Genomic DNA, 19,034 nt, shown 5'->3' on the forward strand with positions numbered 1-19,034 from the left:
ACCACGTAGCGAATAATAAGTGGATGTGGGCCTCTGGACGGACATTGGCGTTAGAGGCAGCTCTCGTTTATTCAGCTTGAAAGATTGTCATAAAGCGCCTCCTAGAACGTTCAATATGTTGGCGCATTGCCCGCTCAGCTGCAGCTGGATCGCGCGCCTTGATCGATTGAATGATGAGGGCGTGCTCGTCATTGGCGTCACTCGTTGCTCTTGAATGAAAATAGAGCCGGAAGAGATGTACATGCGTGTGAAGCCGGGCCAGGGTTTCATGGATGAGCGCGTTGCCGCTACCAAGGGCAATCATGTCATGGAACAGCCCATCGCTTTGCGCAAACTGTCCATAGGCGAGTCTCGCATCGCCCTTGCGGACTGAGCGCATTTCGACGTCGACGGTTTCCAGTGCGGCGATTGCATCCTCGGTCATCGCCTCTGCGGCACGGGCCGCCGCATACGGCTCGACCAGAAGCCTCAATTCATAAAGTTGCTCGAGGCGCTGTCTGTCCAACTGCGCCGCCGCACTATAACCGATCAGATGCGTCTTGATGACTAAGCCCTGGGCTTCCAGCCGCGAGAGCGCCTCACGGATCGGCGTCTGGGAAACGCCGAGTTCGCGCACCAGATTGTCGACCGAAATGCGGCCGCCTGGCGGGATCTTCAGCGACATCAGCTGCGCGTAGATCGCATTATAGACCTCTTCTCCAAGGCGCGGTGGGCGCCGCAGAAGTCCTGTTTCTCCGCTTGCAATGTCCTTTAGGTCTTTTGTCATTCTTCAAATTGCTCCTTGACGTGCCTCTTTCTTATCAGCATGATGCGCTCATCGCAATCAGATATCCGATCGGATTTTATATTTTGGCGGTAGTTCAGGCGGATCTTCTGAGGCGTGTTGCGCACGAGGTGCTGCGGCGCGCCGGCGTCAGAGACGAGCACCGGCAGCAGCAGATCGATCTATTGATGGAGGCGGATCTGCGGGGCGTTTCCTCGCATGGTCTCCTGCGGCTCGAGCGCATAGTCCAGCGCATCAGCAATGGCGTCTCCGATCCACATGCAAAGGGAAGCCACGTCTGGCGCGCGCCGGGCTTCCTTGCCGTCGATGGCGAGCGGGGACTTGGCCCGGTCGTCGCCAATCACGCACTCGAAGCCTTGAAGCCCCGTGCCAGGGAAAATGGCGTGGCGCTCGCAGCCATCACCAATTCCAACCATATCGGCATGCTCGGCTGGTATGCGGAGCGCATGGCGCAGGAGGGCTATACGTTGATCGCTCTCTCTACCAGCGAAGCGCTCGTCCATCCGTGGGGCGGCAGGATGGCGATGCTCGGTACGAATCCGATTGCCATCGGCATTCCGACCGGGGATGCGCCGTTCATGATGGATACGGCGACCAGCGTCGTCTCGATGGGGGAGATCCACGACCACGCCAATCGCGGACAGCCAATCCCCTCGGGCTGGGCAGTAGATCGTGCTGGCAACCCGACCACGGATGCCAATGCTGCCAAACAGGGGGCCATCGGCCCCTTCGGCCAGGCCAAGGGATATGCACTCGGCCTTGCATTCGAGCTGATCGTCAGCAGTCTTTCTGGAGCAGCCATCGGACGCGAGGTTCGCGGAACCCTCGACGATACCAGTATTTGCAACAAGGGTGACGTTTTCATCGTCATCGATGGCCCGAGGCGAGACCTGCAGGCCTATCTCGAGGAAATCCGGAAACTGCCGCCGGCCGAAGGTTATGACGCAGTACTGATTCCCGGCGAACGCGGAAGAGCCTGTCGCGAGAAGCGATTGAACGAGGGCGTTCCTGTCGCCGACGAGGTCTGGAACCGCCTGCAGGCGCTGGCCTGCATTGAAGCCACAGCCTAGCAAGATCGGGGAGGATGGATTTTGTCGCTGTTTGGAACTTTGCGAAACACACGTAACTTAGTCTTCGGCCCGGGCCAGCGAGCCGCCATGCCGGGATATGCTGCCCAGCTTGGCCGAAAGGCGCTCGTCGTCACCGATGAACGGCTGAGCGCGGAAGCCGATTTCCGCGCGCTCGTCGACGGCTTGAAGAAGGCTGGTATCGAGACCAAGGTCTTTGACCAAACAATCGCGGAGCTGCCGCTCGACTGCATCAACAGGGCGCTGGAAGCGGGCTCCTCCTTTGGCGCCGACATGGTGATCGGCATTGGCGGCGGCAGTTGCCTCGATGCCGCCAAGGTCGCCGCCCTTCTTCTCACTCATGGCGGACGGGCCTCGGACTATTACGGCGAGTTCAAGGTCCCCGGTCCAGTGCTGCCGCTGATCCTCCTGCCGACGACCGCCGGGACCGGATCGGAAGTCACTCCCGTTGCCGTCATCACCGATCCCGACCGGGCCGTCAAAGTCGGCATCGCCAGCCCGCATCTGATCTGCCACACGGCGATCTGCGATCCGGAACTCACCTATTCCTGCCCGCCCGGGCTGACCGCAGTCTCCGGTGCCGACGCGCTGACACACGCGATCGAGGCCTTTACCACCATCAGGCGTGAACTCTCGGCCGATCTCGTCCACCAACATGTGTTCCTCGGCAAGAATGCGCTGAGCGATCATTATGCGCTTCTGGCGATCTCGAATATTTCCGCCAGCCTCAAGCGCAGCTATGACAATGGCCAGGATCTCGAGGCACGCCAGCAGTTGATGTTCGGCGCAACCGCCGCAGGGCTTGCCTTCGGCGTTGCGGGCACGGCTGCCGCGCATGCCGTCCAGTATCCGGTCGGCGCCATGACCCACACCGCCCATGGTGCCGGCGTTGCCGTGATGATGCCCTATGTCATGGAATTCAACCGCAACTATTGCGAACAGGAGCTTGCCGAGATCGGCCAGGCCATGGGGCTCGACCTCAAGGGTCATTCGCTCGAGCAGCAGGCCGACGCGACCATCGATGCGGTGGCGAGGCTCTTTGCCGATATCGGCATCCCCCGGACCATCGCCGACCTCGGCGTCGCAAAAGACCAGCTCTCCCAGGTGGCCGAACAGGCCATGGGCAGTGCCCGGCTGATCAAGAACAATCCCCGTCCGCTCGATCCGGCCTCGATGGCCGTTCTGGTGGAGGCTTCGTTCCACGGCAATCGCGATGCGTTGCGGGCCGACTCTCGCTTAAGGAAGGCAAGCTGATCATGACGATCATGGAAAAAATCACCCCGCAGATCGGCTTCGACATCGGCTCGATCCCGACCGATCTGTTCATCGACGGCAAGTGGCGCAATGGTGCCACGGGCAAGCGGCTCGACGTGATCGATCCCTCGACGGGTGCCGTCATTGCTGCGGTTGCCGATGCCTCGGTCGATGACGCCATGGACGCGGTAGCCGCTGCCTACGCAGCCGGCCCGTCCTGGGCGGCAACGGCGCCGCGCAAGCGCTCGGAAATTTTACGGCGCTGCTTCGAACTGATGATCGAGCGCAAGCAGATGCTTGCTGAGCTTATCAGTCTTGAAAACGGTAAGGCCCTTAGCGACGCGCAGGGCGAAGTTGCCTATGCCGCGGAGTTCTTCCGCTGGTTTTCGGAAGAGGCGGTGCGCCTCAATGGCGAAATCTCGACGGCGCCTTCCGGCGCGAACAAGATCATCGTGCAGCATCAGCCAATCGGCGTCGCCGTTCTCGTCACTCCCTGGAACTTCCCGGCGGCGATGGCGACGCGCAAGATCGCTCCGGCTCTCGCTGCCGGCTGCACCTGCGTGCTGAAACCGGCAACGGAGACGCCTCTCACCGCCTATGCGCTTGCCGCCCTCTATGCGGAGGCCGGAGTACCTGAAGGTGTGGTCAATGTCATCACCACGGAGCAATCTGGGCCTGTCGTCAGCAAGATGCTCCATGATCCACGCGTCCGCAAACTGTCGTTCACCGGTTCGACAGAGGTGGGCCGCAAGCTGCTTCATGAGGCCGCCGATTCGGTGATCTCATGCTCGATGGAACTTGGCGGCAACGCGCCATTCATCGTCTTCGACGATGCCGACATCGATGCTGCGATCGAAGGCGCGATGGTCGCCAAGATGCGCAATGGCGGCGAAGCCTGCACAGCCGCCAATCGCTTTTACGTCCATGCCGATGTCGTAGACGAGTTTTCCTCCAAGCTTGCGACCCGGATGGGCGCCATGGCCGTCGGTCCCGGATATGACAAGGCCACGCAATGCGGGCCGGTCATCAATCGCAAGGCGCTGGATCGAATCGACGGTCTCGTTGCCGATGCGGCTGGACGCGGCGCAAAGGTTCTGACCGGCGGCAAGCCGCTTGAGCGAGATGGATTCTACTATCCGCCGACCGTCATTCGCGACGTTCTGGCCGGGGCCAAGATAGCCCGCGAGGAAATCTTCGGACCGATCGCAGCGCTGACGACTTTCACCTCGGAGGAGGAGGTGATCTCGGCGGCAAATGATACCGAATATGGTCTGATTTCGTACGTCTATACCCGGGATCTCGCCCGCGGGCTCAGGGTCTCTGAGAGGTTGGAGGCCGGGATGGTCGGGCTGAATCGCGGCCTGGTCTCCGATCCGGCCGCTCCTTTCGGAGGTGTCAAACAGAGCGGTCTTGGGCGGGAGGGCGCCCATCACGGCATCCTGGAATTTTCGGAGACGAAATACATCGCCGTCACATGGTGATCAGCAGCATTGGGAGGAAATACGTTGAAGATAACCAAGATAGAGCCATTCCAGCTGGTGCTGGGAGATGGCCCGAACGCGTCGAAAAGCGCTTTTGTCCGCATTGAAACCGAAGACGGCCTGTTTGGTCTCGGTGAAGCGTCGCCGATGCAGGGAGGCTATGCTTCGCTCGTCGTCATTGCGCGAGACATGGCGCCGTTCCTGATCGGCAAGGACGCTCTCGATCATGCTGTCCTGCTGGATGAGCTCTTTCATCGCTGCGTGAAGCTCGGACCTGAAGGCATCGCGACAGCTGCTCTTGCAGCGCTCGATATCGCACTTTGGGATCTGAAGGGAAAGTACTTCGAGCAGCCGGTCTACAAGCTGCTCGGCGGTGCCTGGAAGACCAGCCTTACTTGCTATGCCTCGGTCGGCGGAAACGCGGCTCGAACCGTCGACGAGGTGGTGCGCGTAGTCGAACGGCGCGTCGCCAAGGAAAACCCCGCCGCCGTCAAGATCCGCTGGGATGGCGACCGCAGTCGGCAGGATGTCGATATCCCCGGCGATATCGCCAAGGCAAAGGCTGTCCGCAAGCTGCTCGGCGATGATTTCGTTCTCGGTTTCGATGCCAACAATGGCTATTCCGTGGGCGGCGCCATGCGCGTCGGCCGAGTGCTGGAGGATCTCGGCTACACATGGTTCGAAGAGCCGGTGCAGCACTACAATGTGCGCGCCATGGGAGAGGTGGCGCAGCGTCTCGACATTACCGTTTCGGCGGGAGAGCAGACCTATACGCTGCAGGCGCTTCGCGATCTCATCGACGCAGGCGTCCGCATGGTCCAACCTGACATCATCAAGATGGGCGGGATCACCGGCCTGATGAAATGCGCAGCCGTCGCGCATGCGGCGGGCGTCGAGCTCGTGCCGCATCAGACGCAGCCGACTGTTGGCCATCTCGCTAACATCCATGTGCTGAGCACGATCATGCATTTGGCCAAGCCGGTGGAACTGGCGGATAACTGGGAGAGGGGAGCTTCCGTATTCGTCAATCCGTCCGAGCCGAAGAATGGCCGGTTCGAGCTGCCGCAGTCGCCGGGTCTCGGAATGGAATTCGATGCGGCTGAACTGGAGCGTCGCAAGATCGCCATCCAGCACTGAGCCACACCAACAATATCCTTGGGAGGAAGGAAAATGACCACATCACGCAGAGATTTTCTCATCCGGTCCGGACTTGCCGTCACCACGGCGGTCGTCGCATCAAGGGTCGGGCACGGCTCGGCCTTGGCGGCGGAGGGAGATACCATTTCGATCGCACTGGCGTCGCGAGCGCCGGTCGGCCTCAATCCGCAGCAGTCGGGCCTCAATGGCGGCGACAACTGGGCCATCAACCAGTTGTTCGACACGCTGGTGACCCAGCCGGAAGGCCGCTGGGCCGTCAAGCCGGACGAGTTTCTGCCCTGCATCGCCGAGAGCTGGGAATCGTCCCAGGATGCCAAGACCTGGACCTACAAGATCCGCAAGGGCGTCAAGTTTCACAAGAATTATGGCGAAGTCGCCGCCGATGACGTGGTCTTCACCTTCCAGCGGCAGCTCGATCCCAAGCAGGTGACTGCCAACAAGGTCTTCTATTCGAATATCGCCACCTGCGAGGCGGTCGATCCGATGACGGTGCGCTTCACGCTGAAGAGTGCCGATCCGCTCTTCAACGGCAGCTGTGCTTCGACGCTCAGCGTCTCGATCATGTCGAAGAAGGCCTTCGAGGAGAAGGGCGACGGATTCAATACGGATCCGATCGGCACCGGCCCGTTCCAGCTCCAGTCCTTCAGTCCGACGGACGGCCTGCTGCTGACAGCCTTCCCGGAGCATTTCGACGGCCCGCCTGCAACGCCGAACCTGCGCATCACCTTCATCGCCGATACGACGGCGCGTACGCTTGCCTTTGCCGCAGGCCAGGTGGACATGATCGAAGGCGTGCGGGCGCCGGGCTGGGTCAACTCGATGAAACAGCGCTCGCCCAATACGATCTTCGACGCGACCGCGCCCGGATCCCACAATGCACTCAACATCAACCTGACGCGCAAGCCGCTCGACAACCTGAAAGTTCGCCAGGCGATCCGCTACGGCATCGACAATGCGGCGATTGCCGCCGCCTTCCAAGGTATTGCCAGCCCGATGGTCGGCGCCATCGCCTCGCAATTTGCCGGTTCTGTCAGGGTCGAGGACCTGCCGCCGGAACTGCAGTACAAGCCTGATCCGGCCAAGGCGAAGGCGCTGCTTGCCGAAGCGGGCTTCCCGGATGGCGTGACCATTCCCTGCTATGTCAGCCAGCGTGAGGACTATGCCTCGATCATGCTGATGATCCAGGAACAGCTGCGCGCCTCGAGCATCAATCTCGACCTGAAGATCATCGACCATACGACCTTCCATTCCGACAACCGCCAGGACAAGAACGCGCTTGCGCTCTATTCCTCGAGCTTCCCGCCGGTACCGACGCTGACGCTCGCCTCGCAGCTGGCCGCCTCCGCCGAGGTCAAGGCCGATGGCAAGGGGCAGGGCAACTACAGCCATTACGGCGTTGCCATTCCCGGCATCGACGATCTCCTGGCCAAGGCGCAGAACGAGCCCGATTTCGACAAGCGCATCGCGATCATCCAGGAGGCGGAAAAGAAGGTCCTGACCGATCTGCCGCTTCTCGGCATCATCGCGCTCTCCTATGTGATCGCCCGCAATCCGCGTGTCGATATCGGCTACAAAGTCGAGTCGGGGCCGGCCTACTGGTCGCTTTCCAAAGCCAAGCGCGTCGCTTGAGGCGAGGTCGTCATGCCCGGTATGATCTCCGTCAAGCTTCTCGACGCTATTCCGACCATCTTTCTGGTCCTCACCCTCGTCTTCGTGGCGCTGAGGATATTGCCGGGTGATCCCGCGCTGGTAGCCCTTGGAGATTACGCGACCCCGGAGCAGCTCGCGCTGTTCCGGGCGCAGACGGGTCTCGATGCCCCGTTGTGGCAGCAGTATCTGTCCTTCCTATGGGACATGATCCGGCTCGATTTCGGCCAGTCGCTGATGCAGCATCGGCCGGTTGCTGATATCCTGGCCGAAAATCTTCCCTACACGATTGAGCTCACCATCTTCGCAACCGTGCTCGGCGTCGTCTTCGGCATCCCCTTCGGCGTGCTTGCGGCCGTCAGGCGCAACCGGCTGCCGGATACGGGCATGCGCATCTTCTCTCTGATCGGTTATGCCATCCCTGACTTCTATCTCGGTGCCCTGCTGCTGATCGCCTTCGCGCTTAATCTCGGTTGGTTTCCGATCAACGGCGGCGGCGAGGGATTCGTCGATCGGCTCCACCACCTCGTCCTGCCCGCTATCACGCTTGCCATGGTCAAGATCGCCTTCCTCGGCCGCCTGACGAGGACGTCGCTGCTCGAAGTCCTCACCAAGGACTATATGCGCACGGCCAGAGCCAAGGGCGTGCCGAAGAGCAAGATCATTTTCAAGCATGGCCTGCGCAACGCACTCCTGCCCGTGGTTACCGGCCTCGGGCTCAGCCTGCTGGCGACCCTGTCGGGCTCGGTTGCGATCGAGCTTGTCTTTAATAGGCCGGGCATCGGCGAGACGCTGATCAACGCGATCTCGGTGCGCGATTATCCGCTAATCCAGGGCGGCGTCGTGGTCTTCGCCTTCTCCGTCGTGCTCGTTAATCTTGTCGTCGACATCGTTTACACGCTCGTCGACCCGCGCATCAGAGGATAAGAGATGGCTCTTGCTGACAACGCACCCGTCGTCGTCCTTGAGACGAACTATTTTCGCATCATCCGCCGGGCGATCTTCTCGAAGCCGTCGACCATTTTGGCGTCGATCGTCATCGCTCTGTTCTGCGTGATCGCGATCTTTGCACCGTGGATCGCGCCCTACGATCCGTTAAAGCAGAGCTATTTTGCGATCGGTGCCTATCCCTCCACCGAATACTGGCTCGGCACCGATCAGTTCGGACGAGACGTGCTGTCGCGGCTGATCTACGGCTCGCGTAACTCGCTGATCTTCGGGCTCATGGCGCCGGCCCTTGCCGCCGTCATCGGCACGACGCTTGGCGTCATGGCAGGTTATTTCGGTGGGATTACCGACCGGATCATCACGCGGCTGATCGATCTGATGATGGCCTTTCCAGAACTACTGCTCGCTATCATCATCTCTGCCGCGCTCGGCGGCGGCTTCTGGAATGTCGTCGGTGTGCTGACGATCGCCTTCGTGCCGGGCTTTGCCCGCGTAGCGCGCGCTTCCACGCTTTCCATCAAGCAGGAGCCCTATATCGAGTCTTCGATTGCGATCGGCGTACGCACGCCGATCATCATCCTGAGGCACATCCTGCCGAACATCTCGGCGCCGATCGTCCTGCTGCTGACGCTCTGGGTCGCCTCCGCCATCCGCCTGGAGGCGGCACTCAGCTTCCTCGGCATCGGGACGCAGCCGCCGCAGGCAAGCTGGGGCAATATCATCCGCGATGGCCTCAGCAACGTCTTCGGTTCGCCCTGGCCGATCATTGGCGCCGGCGCGTCGATTACCATCGTCGTCCTCGCCTTCAATGTCATCGGCGATTCCGTCCGTGACGCGCTCGATCCGGACGCCGCCGAATGACGGGAATCACCACAATCGAAAAGGACGGGGTAACCGCCATGTTGAAAACTGGAGCTCCGCAGCAAGGCTCGGTTCTCTCCGAGGCGGAATCGACCCCTGTCCTCTCGGTCGAGAACCTTAAGACCGCCTTCCGTTCCGCCAACGGCTGGAACGAGGTCGTCAAGGGCATCTCCTTCGATATCCGCGCCGGCGAAACACTGGCGATCGTCGGCGAATCCGGTTCCGGCAAGAGCGTGACGGCGTTTTCGATCATGCGGCTCCTGTCGGATGAGAAGACGAAGATCACCGGATCGGTACGGCTGAAGGGCCGAGAATTGCTCGGTCTATCCGAAAACGAGATGCGCGCAGTCCGTGGTAGCGGCATCGCGATGATCTTCCAGGAGGCGATGACCAGCCTCAACCCGGTGTTCACCATCGGCCAGCAGATCGTCGAGGCACTGACAGTCCACCGGCCCCTCTCGCGCACGCAAGCCGAAGCCGAGGCTCTGAAACTGCTCGACCGAGTGAAGATCCCGGCGGCGCGCAGGCGTTACAACGATTATCCGCACAATTTCTCCGGTGGCATGCGCCAGCGCGCGATGATCGCCATGGCGCTGGCCTGCAAACCGCAGCTGTTGATCGCCGACGAGCCGACGACGGCGCTGGACGTGACGATCCAGGCCGAAATCCTCAACCTGATCAAGGAACTGCAGGAGGAGGAGAGCATGGCCGTGATGTTCATCACCCATGACATGGGCGTGGTGGCGGAGATCGCCGAGCGCACGGTCGTCATGCTGCGCGGCGAGGCGGTCGAGACCGGTACCACCGAGGAGATCTTCAGCCGGGCGCATCATCCCTATACACGTGCACTACTGCATGCCGTGCCCGTACTTGGGTCGATGAAGGGCCAGTCGGCGCCGCAGCCGCTTCCGATCGCCGACAAGGTTTCCGGCGACGTGCAAAAGCATAAGGCGCGGAAGGAAGAAGCTGCCGCTACGGGCAAGCCGCTGCTCGCTGTCAGGAATTTGACCACGCGCTTCGAGATCCGCTCTGGCCTGTTCGGCAAGGTCTCGAACCGGATCCATGCTGTCGAAAACGTCTCCTTCGATCTCAGGCAAGGCGAGACGCTTTCGCTGGTCGGCGAATCCGGCTGCGGCAAGTCGACAATCGGCCGCTCGATCATGCGGCTGATCGAACCGAAGGGCGGATCGGTGCATCTGTGCGGCGAAGATGTCATGGCGATGCCGGCCRATCGCTTGCGGGCGGCACGGCGCAATATCCAGATGATCTTCCAGGATCCCTTCGCCAGCCTCAGTCCGCGGCGCACCGTCGGCCAGGCAATCGCCGAACCCTTCCTGACGCATGGGTTGGGCACCAGGGAGGAAGCCGAAAAAAAAGTGGTCGAACTACTCGAACAGGTCGGTCTGGAGCCGGCGATGGCCGGACGTCTGCCGCATCAGTTTTCCGGTGGCCAGCGACAACGTATCTGCATTGCGCGCGCGCTTGCGCTTTCACCGAAGATGATCGTTGCCGACGAATCCGTTGCAGCGCTCGACGTCTCCATCAAGGCGCAGGTCATCAACCTGATGATGGACCTGCAGAAACGCCTCGGCATCTCCTACCTGTTCATCTCGCACGACATGGCAGTCGTCGAGCGGATCAGCCACCGAGTGGCCGTCATCTATCTCGGCGAGATCGTCGAGATTGGCACGCGAGAGGAGATCTTCAGCAACCCGCAGCATGCCTATACGCGCAAGCTATTGGATGCGGTACCGATCCCCGATCCGGAGCGGCGGAAGACCAAGCGCCGGGTCGAATCCCATGAGGTAAAAAATCCGATCCGCCCTGTCGATTACATAGCGCCGGAAAGAGCATATCGGCAAATATCCAGCACCCACAGCGTCATGGACGGCCCTGACAGCTGAACTTGCAGCGAGAGTCTGTCAAAGGGGAAAGCGCTGTTCCGGTATAGGTGGAGACGTTCGACCTTTGCGGCGCTCGCGAGCGAATAGCTGCTCAGGATTTCGTGGCTCGCCTGGCCGGCGGCTTCATTGACCCCCCCCTGGGGCCGGCAAGACTTCCGAACGAGCGCGGTGGAAAAATTCGCAGGGTTTGTATAACCCGCAGATTACTTGCCGAAATTCCGGCTGCAAACAGTCACGGAATCCAGTGGTGCGAACTGCCGGAGCGAATTAAGAAGAACGCATGTCCGTTCACCAGCTCTCACTCTATGCGCTCTGCGGTAGCCTCCGCCAAGTCTCGACCAGCCGCAGGCTGCTCGAGGCGCTTCGCGATGGCGCGCCGGATGGTGTGTCGATCGAGATTTGTACGCCTGCCGCAGGCCTTCCGATCTTCAATCCGGACGATGAAGGCGATCGCACGCCTTTATCGGTGAGGGCCTTTGCCGAGAAGATAAGAGCAGCTGACGGATTGATAGTGTCATGTCCGGAATATGCCCACGGTATTCCGGGCAGTTTCAAAAATGCTTTGGATTGGCTGGTGTCCCGCGACGAAGTGCCGTTTAAGCCAGTGATGTTCGCGCATGCTTCACATCGCGGCGATCTCGTGCTTGAGCTTCTCACGGAGGTTTTAACCACAATGTCTCTGCGCATTGTACCTGAGGCGTTCTTGCGCCTTCCGCTCGCCGGCAGGTCGGATGAGGCGCAGCGGGAGATCCTGGAGGCAGCAAGGCGGGACGGAGTTCTCGCCGCAAGCCTGGTCCGATTCCGACGCGCCGTCCTCGCCACCGAGAGATAGCTATACGAGGTCCGCTGGCGTCGAAGGAGGCCCGCTTGTACCAAACGCGGATTGTCCCGTTATCTGTTCACCGCATCCTCGAGCGCCTGGCTGGGCGGAGGCTCCACTGCCACGCGATTTCAAGCATCGCGTTCTAACATTCTGAAGCGGATCGCCTCGAAATAGGAGATGGGAGGAAGCTTTACTGTTCTGCGCTCCCCGCTTTTGCCTTCAATGGCAAGAATTTGATCGGCGACCAGCGCGTGGCAACTGGCGACCGGCAGGTCCAGCAAGAGTTCCATGTCGTGGATAGCAATTGGCTCGTCGTAGCAATTGTCGTTCTGTCCGGAATAATTGACCAGATGCACGACGAGATCGCCGCTTTCGCGATGGCGCTGGACCGTCATTTCAAGCCGCCGGGGCGCGGACAGCGATATTTTCGCCGGCGCCAATTTCAGCGCTAGCTGGGCCAGGAGCGCGCGATGCTCAAGCAGCCCGTGCTCGTGATAGAGCATGTCAACATTCCACGGGATATAGATCGCCTGCCCCTTGCCGTAGCGTGCCTGCAGCACGCCCGGCAGGTCGGAGGCGAGTTCAGGATCCGGATAGCATAATTCAGGCGGCCCAAAACGCTGCGGCAGAAGGATCGAATAGAGCGTGCTGGCGCCAGCCTTCGGTGTGACCCGGCGGTAGGCGCCATCCAGCAGGATAAGATCGGAATCGAGCCCGCCGACTGCGCCCGCACCCACCCTGACATAGGCGCCCCGCATATCCTCAAGAACCTCTTCGACCTCGTCGAAAGGACGGGAATTCAGCCGGTTCTGTGGTAGCGCTTCGCCCATTTCGTCGTAGCTGGCGGCATCGCCGACCATTAGCAATGTGCCGCCGGCCTCGACAAACGCGTCGAGCGACTTCGCCTCGGCTTCGCTCATGCAGCCTGCACCGGAAAGGATGATCGTATCGTAGCGGTTGTGCGCTTCGGCAAAATCCGCCTCGCCGGCGCGCAGGTCGTGGATGGTGTCAAAGACGATACCGGCATCGACGAGAGCCCGATAGGCGCCGCGGAAGGCCGCAACGGAGGCACCGCGGCGCGGATGGTAGCGGCGCGACTTGTGAGAGGTGTAAAGCGCGACTCGGGCGGCGGACTCCAGATCGCCATAGAGCGCCTCGTTGGCGCGATGATAATCGAAGATCGCCCGCACCGCCGGCAGGGGCTTGCGGTCGGCCTGCTCGAGCGTGCCCATGAAATAATAATGGGGGTCGGCGCCGTTGGCGAGTTGCTGGGCGAGACGCAATGCTTGTGCCGCTCCCGTCTCGGCGCTGTAGCGCCAGGGAAAGTCGATAAAATGCGTCAATGCACTGGAATAGCGGGTGCGGCCGCCGCCGAACGAACGGAAGTTGCGGGCCTCCTCGCCGGAGAGATGCACCCATTCGGGACGCGCGCGGTCCAGACGGCGGTTCACCTCGCCACGGAAGAAGTCGCTCTTTCGGCCCATGTTCGAGACGGCAACGTTTGGCCGGACGGATTTGATGACGTCGTAGATCTCGTCCGMCAGCGTCCGACTGGTAGTCTCCTGGAAGCGCAGATACGTGCGGTAGAGCCTGTCGGAGACATCGGTGCGCACAGGCAGGTCCTCGCCCGAGAAGGCGCGAAATTCGCGCCGGCAGTTCTCGCAATGGCAAAGTCCGTACTGCCTGTAGCTGTAGTCGGTGCTGAGATAGCCGAACATGTTGAAGAACAGGCCGTCGATGTCGTAGCGCCCGAGGGATTCCTTCAGCACGTGGATACCCTGATGGTGATACCAGCCGCCGTTGACGCAGGCCTGATAGGTGCCGTTATATTCGAAGGGCCGCCCGTCCCGAGCGTGGCAGAACCATTCGGGATGCGCGTCATAGGCAAGCTGCGTCGCTTTCGACAGGTCGTAGCGGCCGATGAAGCGGATATCGTGGCGGTGTGCCGCATCGATCATGCGGCCGAGCAGGTCTCCCTCCAGCTTGGGGTTCTTCGCCTGCAGTGCTAGTTCGGTCGGATACCAGGCGAAGATGCCGCCGACGTTGAACAGCATCGCCGTTGCGCCGAAGGCTGCGACATCGGCGGCCAGCCGCTCGGAATCCAGGGTGCCATCGATCAGCCGCAGGTTTGTCTGGACAATGCGCTGCGTCCTGCGCCACCACTCCGTCATGATTTCCTCCCGATTTTCGGCTTCGCAGGCACGGTTCCGATGCCGGCGCACTCGTAGACGAACCGTTGCCAAATAACACATAAAAACTCAATAATTATGTGTGATCTGTCAATATCAAATTTGATCGACAGCGTGTTTTGCGCAGAAGCTGTAAAAATCGTGGTCTTCACGTGTGGAATGGTGCTAGGTTTGCGAAAAGTTGCGCCCACTGCAAAGAGAGAGACCCATGGAGCAGCGCGCCGTCAGGCAACGACAGACATCCGCAGTGCGCGGCAAGGCTACTGAGAGCCGGGAGGTGCGCGAACCCGGTTACGGACGCCTGCAGCAGATGCTGCGCGACGACATTCTCGAGGGACGCATCCCCGCCGGAGCGCGGCTGAAGGTCTCCGAAATCGCCGAACGCTACCAGACGAGCACCAACCCGGCGCGCGAGGCGCTGCAGGCACTGGAAGGCGAGGGGCTGGTCGTCATAACACACAATCGCGGTGCCCGCGTGCGGCTGATCAACGAAGATCTGGTCCAGAACATCTTCGACATACGCGGCCTGCTGGAACCATATTTCGTCAGGACCTTCGTGGAATATGCCACGCCTGAAGATGTGGCGGTGCTGCGTCGCTGCCAGGAGGGCTGTCAGACGGCCGTCGAGGCGGCCGACTATCCGAGCTTCCACCAGAACAATCTCGTCTTTCACGATTTCATCATCGAGCGGCATTTCAATGTCGAGGCGGTGCGGATCATGAAGCAGCACAATGGCTGGCTACGCGCTTTGTCGCGCAAGAACCCGCTGACGCTCGCCCATATGCGCCGCTCCAGCAACGAGCACTGGGAACTGATCGAGGCGGTGGAGAAAGGCGACCCCGACAAGGCGGTCGAGGTCATCGAGCGGCATATGCGCAATTCGCGCGCCGTCTTCCTGGCCAATATGCGGCGCGATCGCCTGCGCGATGCCGGCGACGAGGCAATCTAGAGCGCAACCGATGGCTTTGCGTCGACTATTCCTATGAAATAGCACATTAAATTACCTAACTTCCGCAACTTAGTGGATTTTTGTACAAAAATCGCACACTATCCGTTATCATCCTCGATGTTTGGTGAATGTCGGCGTGGTTCCGGACGCCAGCCCGAAAGGGCGGTGGCGTAGCGGGCAGCGACGCATCACCTTCCTGCACAAAGACTTTGGGAGGAGTCGGATGAATATGCTTGCGAGAATATTTGTGGGCGCAGGAGCAGGGCGGGCGTCGCTCGCCTGCGGCTTCGCCCTTGCCCTGGCTGCCGCGTTTCCCGCAGCAGCCGGCGAGTCGCCGATGCTGGCCAAGCGGGTCGAGGCGAAGAGCCTGCCGTCGCTTGAGCAGCGCCTGCCGAAGAACCCGCTGGTGGTCACACCCGCCGAACGCGTCGGCGAATATGGCGGCACCTGGCGCTCGGCCATGGTCGGTGGCTCCGATGACGGCTGGATCCTGAGGACGGTTTCCTATGAGAACCTGATGCGCTGGTCGCCGGACTGGAAGGATGTCGTGCCCAACATCGCGGAATCCGTCGATGTCAGCGCGGATGCGAAGAGCTTTACCATCCATCTGCGTGACGGCATGAAATGGTCGGACGGTGCGCCATTCACCGCAGACGACGTTCGCTTCTGGTACGAGGATCTCTTCACCAACAAGCAGTTCACGCCGACGCCCTCGGAACCCTTCATCAATACCGACGGTTCGCCTGTTGACTTCAAGATGGTCGACAAGACCACCTTTCAGTTCAACTTCAAGAACCCGAAGGGCATCTTCCTGCAATATCTCGCCACGGCGCGACCGCTGGACAACGCCACGGTCCGTTACCCGCGGCACTATCTGGAAAAATTTCACCCGAAATACAATCCCGACGTCCAGAAGGAGATTTCCGCCTCCGGCCAGTCCGACTGGGTTGGCCTGATGGTCAACCGCTCGAACTTCTGGTCCAATATCGACGTGCCGACGGTCAACCCGTGGATCTTCAAGACCGGTTATGGCAGCGGCTCCGCCACGCAGGCGATTGCCGAGCGTAATCCCTACTATTGGAAGGTCGATACCGCGGGCAATCAGCTGCCCTATATCGACATCCGTCATTTCGACGTGCTGTCGGATCCGCAGGTCCTGGTGGCAAAGACGCTTGCCGGCGACATCGACTTCCAGGACCGCAACCTCGCCGTCGCCGCCAACAAGCCGGTGCTGTTCGAGGGTCGGGAGAAGGGCGGCTTCGAGTTCTTCGAGGAAAAGCCGGCGAGCCCGAACCTGATGATCATGATGTTCAACCTCAACCACAAGGATCCGGATACTCGCGCGATCTTCCAGAACAAGGACTTCCGCATCGGCCTGTCTTACGGCATGGATCGCCAGGAGGTCCTCGACGTCGTCTGGCTTGGCCAGGGCCAGATCGCCCAGACCTCGGTGACGCCAGGCTCGGTTTATTACAATGAGCGCCTTGCCAAGCAGTACACCGAATACGACGTCGAAAAGGCCAACAGCTTCCTCGACAAGGTGCTGCCGAACAAGGGATCCGACGGCATGCGCCTGCGTCCGGACGGACGGCCCTTCGCCTTCACCTTCGCCTACAGTGCCGCAAACCCGGTCTTCGGCGATGCGCTGGAACTGGTCGCCGCCCAATGGGCCAAGGTCGGCATCGCCATGACCCCGACGCCGCTCGACCGCACGCTGATCCAGACGCGGCAGGATGCCGGCGAGCTCGAAGGCGTTGCCTGGGAACGCGGCGGCGGATCTGGCCAGGAAGTCGTGCTCGATCCGCGCTGGTGGTTCCCGTCCAATACCGACAGCTACTACTGGGCTCCGGCCTGGGCCGCCTATTTCCTCGGCGTCAATCCCGACTCGGCGCAGGTCAAGCCCGAAAAACCGGCACCCGCGGCGCTCAAGCAGATGGAACTTTACGGACAGTTGCAGGCATCGGCGAGCGCCGACGAACAGGTCAAGCTTATGAACCAGATCCTCGATATCGCTGCCGATGAATTCTGGACGATGGGCGTTGCCTGGGAGGCGAGCGGCTACGGCGTGAAGAAGACGAATTTCCATAACGTGCCGGCCTCCATGCCTGCATCGTGGATCTACCCGACGCCCGGACCAACCAATCCCGAACAGTATTTCATGGCCAAGCAGTAAGGCTTCCCTTCCGCCCCCGTCCTATCCTTTGCCGGGGGTGGACCTTTCTTACGAATGTGCAAGCCGAGGCAGGCGCCGCCGCCCGCTTTTCCGCCAAACAGCAATCCAGGAATTCCATTGATGTCGGAACGTATTGTCTTTGTCGCACRCGACCTTCCCTTCGAAGCCGGGCACTGGCAGCGTCTGCAGGAGGCGATCGGTTCCGACCGTATGCTGCTTGTGGATACAAAGGACCCGAACGCGGTGTCGGCAGCGCTTGCGCAGGCCGAGATCGCAATCCTTTCCGGCGACCTCGACGATCGCCATGTCCGCGCGCCGAAACTCAAATGGGTGCATTGCGACCATGCCGGTCTGACGAAATCCGCCAGACCCGAAGTCTTCGAACGCGGCCTTGAGGTCACCGGGTCCGCCGGCCGCTCCGGCCCCGCGCTTGCCGAGCACGTGATGATGTTTTCGCTGATGCTCTGCTCGCGCTACCCGGATCTCTACGATGCCCAGAAGCGCCATGAATGGCATCGCACGCCCGGGATGATGGACCTTCGCGCGCTTTACGGCCGCACCATCGGGATTCTCGGCATGGGGCATACGGGCGTCGCGCTTGCGAGCCGCGCCAAGGCCTTCGACATGCGCGTGCTCGGCTACCGCCGCCGCGATCTCGCGCCGCCGCCGGGGGTCGACCGCATGTACAGCGCCGACAAGGGGGAGGGCATCGACGAGATCCTGGAACAGGCCGACATTCTGGCGCTGGTGCTCAACCTCTCCGACGCGACCTATCGGATGATCGGCCGCGAGCAGCTCGCCCGCATGAAGACGTCGGCGATCATCGTCAACCTGTCACGCGGCGGCGTCATCGACCAGGACGCGATGATCGAGGCGCTCAAGGAGGGGCGGCTGGCCGGCGCCGGGCTCGACGTCACCACGCCCGAGCCGCTGCCGGCAGACCATCCGTTGTGGGATACGCCCAACGTGCTCATCACGCCGCATTTCACCGCGGCTTTGCCAGACAAGGTCGACCGCTCCGTCGAGGTGATCACCGAGAACTTCCGCCGCTACCGGGCCGGTGAACCGTTGCTCAACCGGATGACACAGGAAGATTTGTGGACCAAGGACGCCTAGCAGGACCGAGGGGGAGGATTGCCATGCTGCGTTATGTCTTCAAACGGCTGCTCTACATGATCCCGACTCTGATCGCGATCTCGATCGTGGCCTTTGCGCTGATCCAGCTGCCGCCTGGCGACTTCGTCACGACGCTCGCTGCGCAGATGTCGCAGGCCGGCGATACGGTCGATCCCAATACGCTGGCAATGCTGCGCCGCCAGTACGGCCTCGATGAACCGATCTGGGTGCAATACTGGATCTGGATCTCCAATATCGTGCTCTACGGTGATTTCGGCCGCTCCTTCGATTGGGATGCACCGGTCTCCGATCTGTTGTGGAACCGCCTTGGTCTGACGATCGTGCTGTCGCTGACGGCGCTCGTCTTCACCTGGGTCGTCTCGCTGCCGATCGGCATCTATTCGGCGGTGCGCAAATATTCGGTCGGTGACTATGCCGCCACATTCTTTGCCTTTGTCGGGCTTGCCATCCCGAATTTCCTTCTGGCGCTCATCCTGATGTATGCGGCGCTCCGCTTCCTCGGCATCAGTATCGACGGGCTCTTCTCCCGCGAATATGTCGACGCCCCCTGGAGCTGGGGCAAGGTCATCGACCTTGCGCAGCACCTGATCGTGCCCGTGATCGTTCTTGGCTGCTCCGGTACCGCGGCGCTGGTGCGC

General features: G+C 61.1%; 15 protein-coding genes. 13 read left to right on the forward strand and 2 right to left on the reverse strand.

Going from position 1 to position 19,034, the window contains the following annotated elements; all coding sequences use genetic code 11:
- Window positions 1-67 precede the first annotated feature (67 nt).
- A complete protein-coding gene (locus tag AC1D35_RS25530; RefSeq protein ID WP_477853753.1) occupies window positions 68-766 on the reverse strand; it encodes a GntR family transcriptional regulator in 699 nt (232 codons plus the stop codon).
- An 83-nt stretch (window positions 767-849) separates the two neighbouring features.
- On the opposite strand from AC1D35_RS25530, the gene AC1D35_RS25535 reads away from it, so the two are divergent.
- The 9 genes from AC1D35_RS25535 (at window position 850) to AC1D35_RS25575 (ending at window position 11,957) form a co-directional block, all read left to right on the forward strand.
- Window positions 850-1,854 carry an Ldh family oxidoreductase gene (locus tag AC1D35_RS25535; RefSeq protein WP_477853755.1) on the forward strand — a complete coding sequence of 335 codons (1,005 nt, stop codon included), beginning with the start codon at window positions 850-852 and terminating at the stop codon, window positions 1,852-1,854.
- A gap of 21 nt (window positions 1,855-1,875) precedes the next feature.
- A complete protein-coding gene (locus AC1D35_RS25540; RefSeq protein WP_477853756.1) occupies window positions 1,876-3,126 on the forward strand; it encodes an iron-containing alcohol dehydrogenase in 1,251 nt (416 codons plus the stop codon).
- Window positions 3,127-3,128: 2 nt separating this feature from the next.
- Window positions 3,129-4,607, forward strand: a complete 1,479-nt coding sequence (locus tag AC1D35_RS25545; protein WP_113508977.1) for an NAD-dependent succinate-semialdehyde dehydrogenase — start codon at window positions 3,129-3,131, stop codon at window positions 4,605-4,607.
- A 24-nt stretch (window positions 4,608-4,631) separates the two neighbouring features.
- Window positions 4,632-5,744: a mandelate racemase/muconate lactonizing enzyme family protein gene (locus tag AC1D35_RS25550; RefSeq protein ID WP_162765481.1), complete on the forward strand. Its 1,113-nt coding sequence runs from the start codon at window positions 4,632-4,634 to the stop codon at window positions 5,742-5,744.
- Between the two features lie 33 nt (window positions 5,745-5,777).
- Entirely contained in the window at window positions 5,778-7,394 is a 1,617-nt protein-coding gene (locus AC1D35_RS25555) for an ABC transporter substrate-binding protein (protein ID WP_477940636.1), read from the forward strand.
- A gap of 12 nt (window positions 7,395-7,406) precedes the next feature.
- Window positions 7,407-8,339: an ABC transporter permease gene (locus AC1D35_RS25560; protein WP_113299012.1), complete on the forward strand. Its 933-nt coding sequence runs from the start codon at window positions 7,407-7,409 to the stop codon at window positions 8,337-8,339.
- 3 nt (window positions 8,340-8,342) lie between these two features.
- Window positions 8,343-9,221, forward strand: a complete 879-nt coding sequence (locus AC1D35_RS25565; RefSeq protein ID WP_477940638.1) for an ABC transporter permease — start codon at window positions 8,343-8,345, stop codon at window positions 9,219-9,221.
- A gap of 38 nt (window positions 9,222-9,259) precedes the next feature.
- Window positions 9,260-11,125, forward strand: a complete 1,866-nt coding sequence (locus AC1D35_RS25570; RefSeq protein ID WP_477940649.1) for an ABC transporter ATP-binding protein — start codon at window positions 9,260-9,262, stop codon at window positions 11,123-11,125.
- Between the two features lie 280 nt (window positions 11,126-11,405).
- Entirely contained in the window at window positions 11,406-11,957 is a 552-nt protein-coding gene (locus tag AC1D35_RS25575; protein WP_477853762.1) for an NADPH-dependent FMN reductase, read from the forward strand.
- A 119-nt stretch (window positions 11,958-12,076) separates the two neighbouring features.
- Here AC1D35_RS25575 and AC1D35_RS25580 read toward each other — a convergent pair whose 3' ends face one another.
- Window positions 12,077-14,119, reverse strand: a complete 2,043-nt coding sequence (locus AC1D35_RS25580) for a family 10 glycosylhydrolase (protein WP_477940640.1) — start codon at window positions 14,117-14,119, stop codon at window positions 12,077-12,079.
- A gap of 226 nt (window positions 14,120-14,345) precedes the next feature.
- On the opposite strand from AC1D35_RS25580, the gene AC1D35_RS25585 reads away from it, so the two are divergent.
- From AC1D35_RS25585 to AC1D35_RS25600, 4 genes are all read left to right on the forward strand, one after another.
- A complete protein-coding gene (locus AC1D35_RS25585; RefSeq protein WP_113299007.1) occupies window positions 14,346-15,086 on the forward strand; it encodes a GntR family transcriptional regulator in 741 nt (246 codons plus the stop codon).
- Window positions 15,087-15,315: 229 nt separating this feature from the next.
- A complete protein-coding gene (locus AC1D35_RS25590) occupies window positions 15,316-17,259 on the forward strand; it encodes an ABC transporter substrate-binding protein (RefSeq protein WP_477940643.1) in 1,944 nt (647 codons plus the stop codon).
- A 120-nt stretch (window positions 17,260-17,379) separates the two neighbouring features.
- Window positions 17,380-18,375 carry a D-2-hydroxyacid dehydrogenase gene (locus tag AC1D35_RS25595; RefSeq protein WP_477940645.1) on the forward strand — a complete coding sequence of 332 codons (996 nt, stop codon included), beginning with the start codon at window positions 17,380-17,382 and terminating at the stop codon, window positions 18,373-18,375.
- 23 nt (window positions 18,376-18,398) lie between these two features.
- Window positions 18,399-19,034: ABC transporter permease (locus AC1D35_RS25600; protein ID WP_477940647.1), on the forward strand; the 636-nt coding region annotated here is incomplete at its 3' end.

Source organism: Rhizobium sp. P1_E6, from assembly GCF_056405875.1.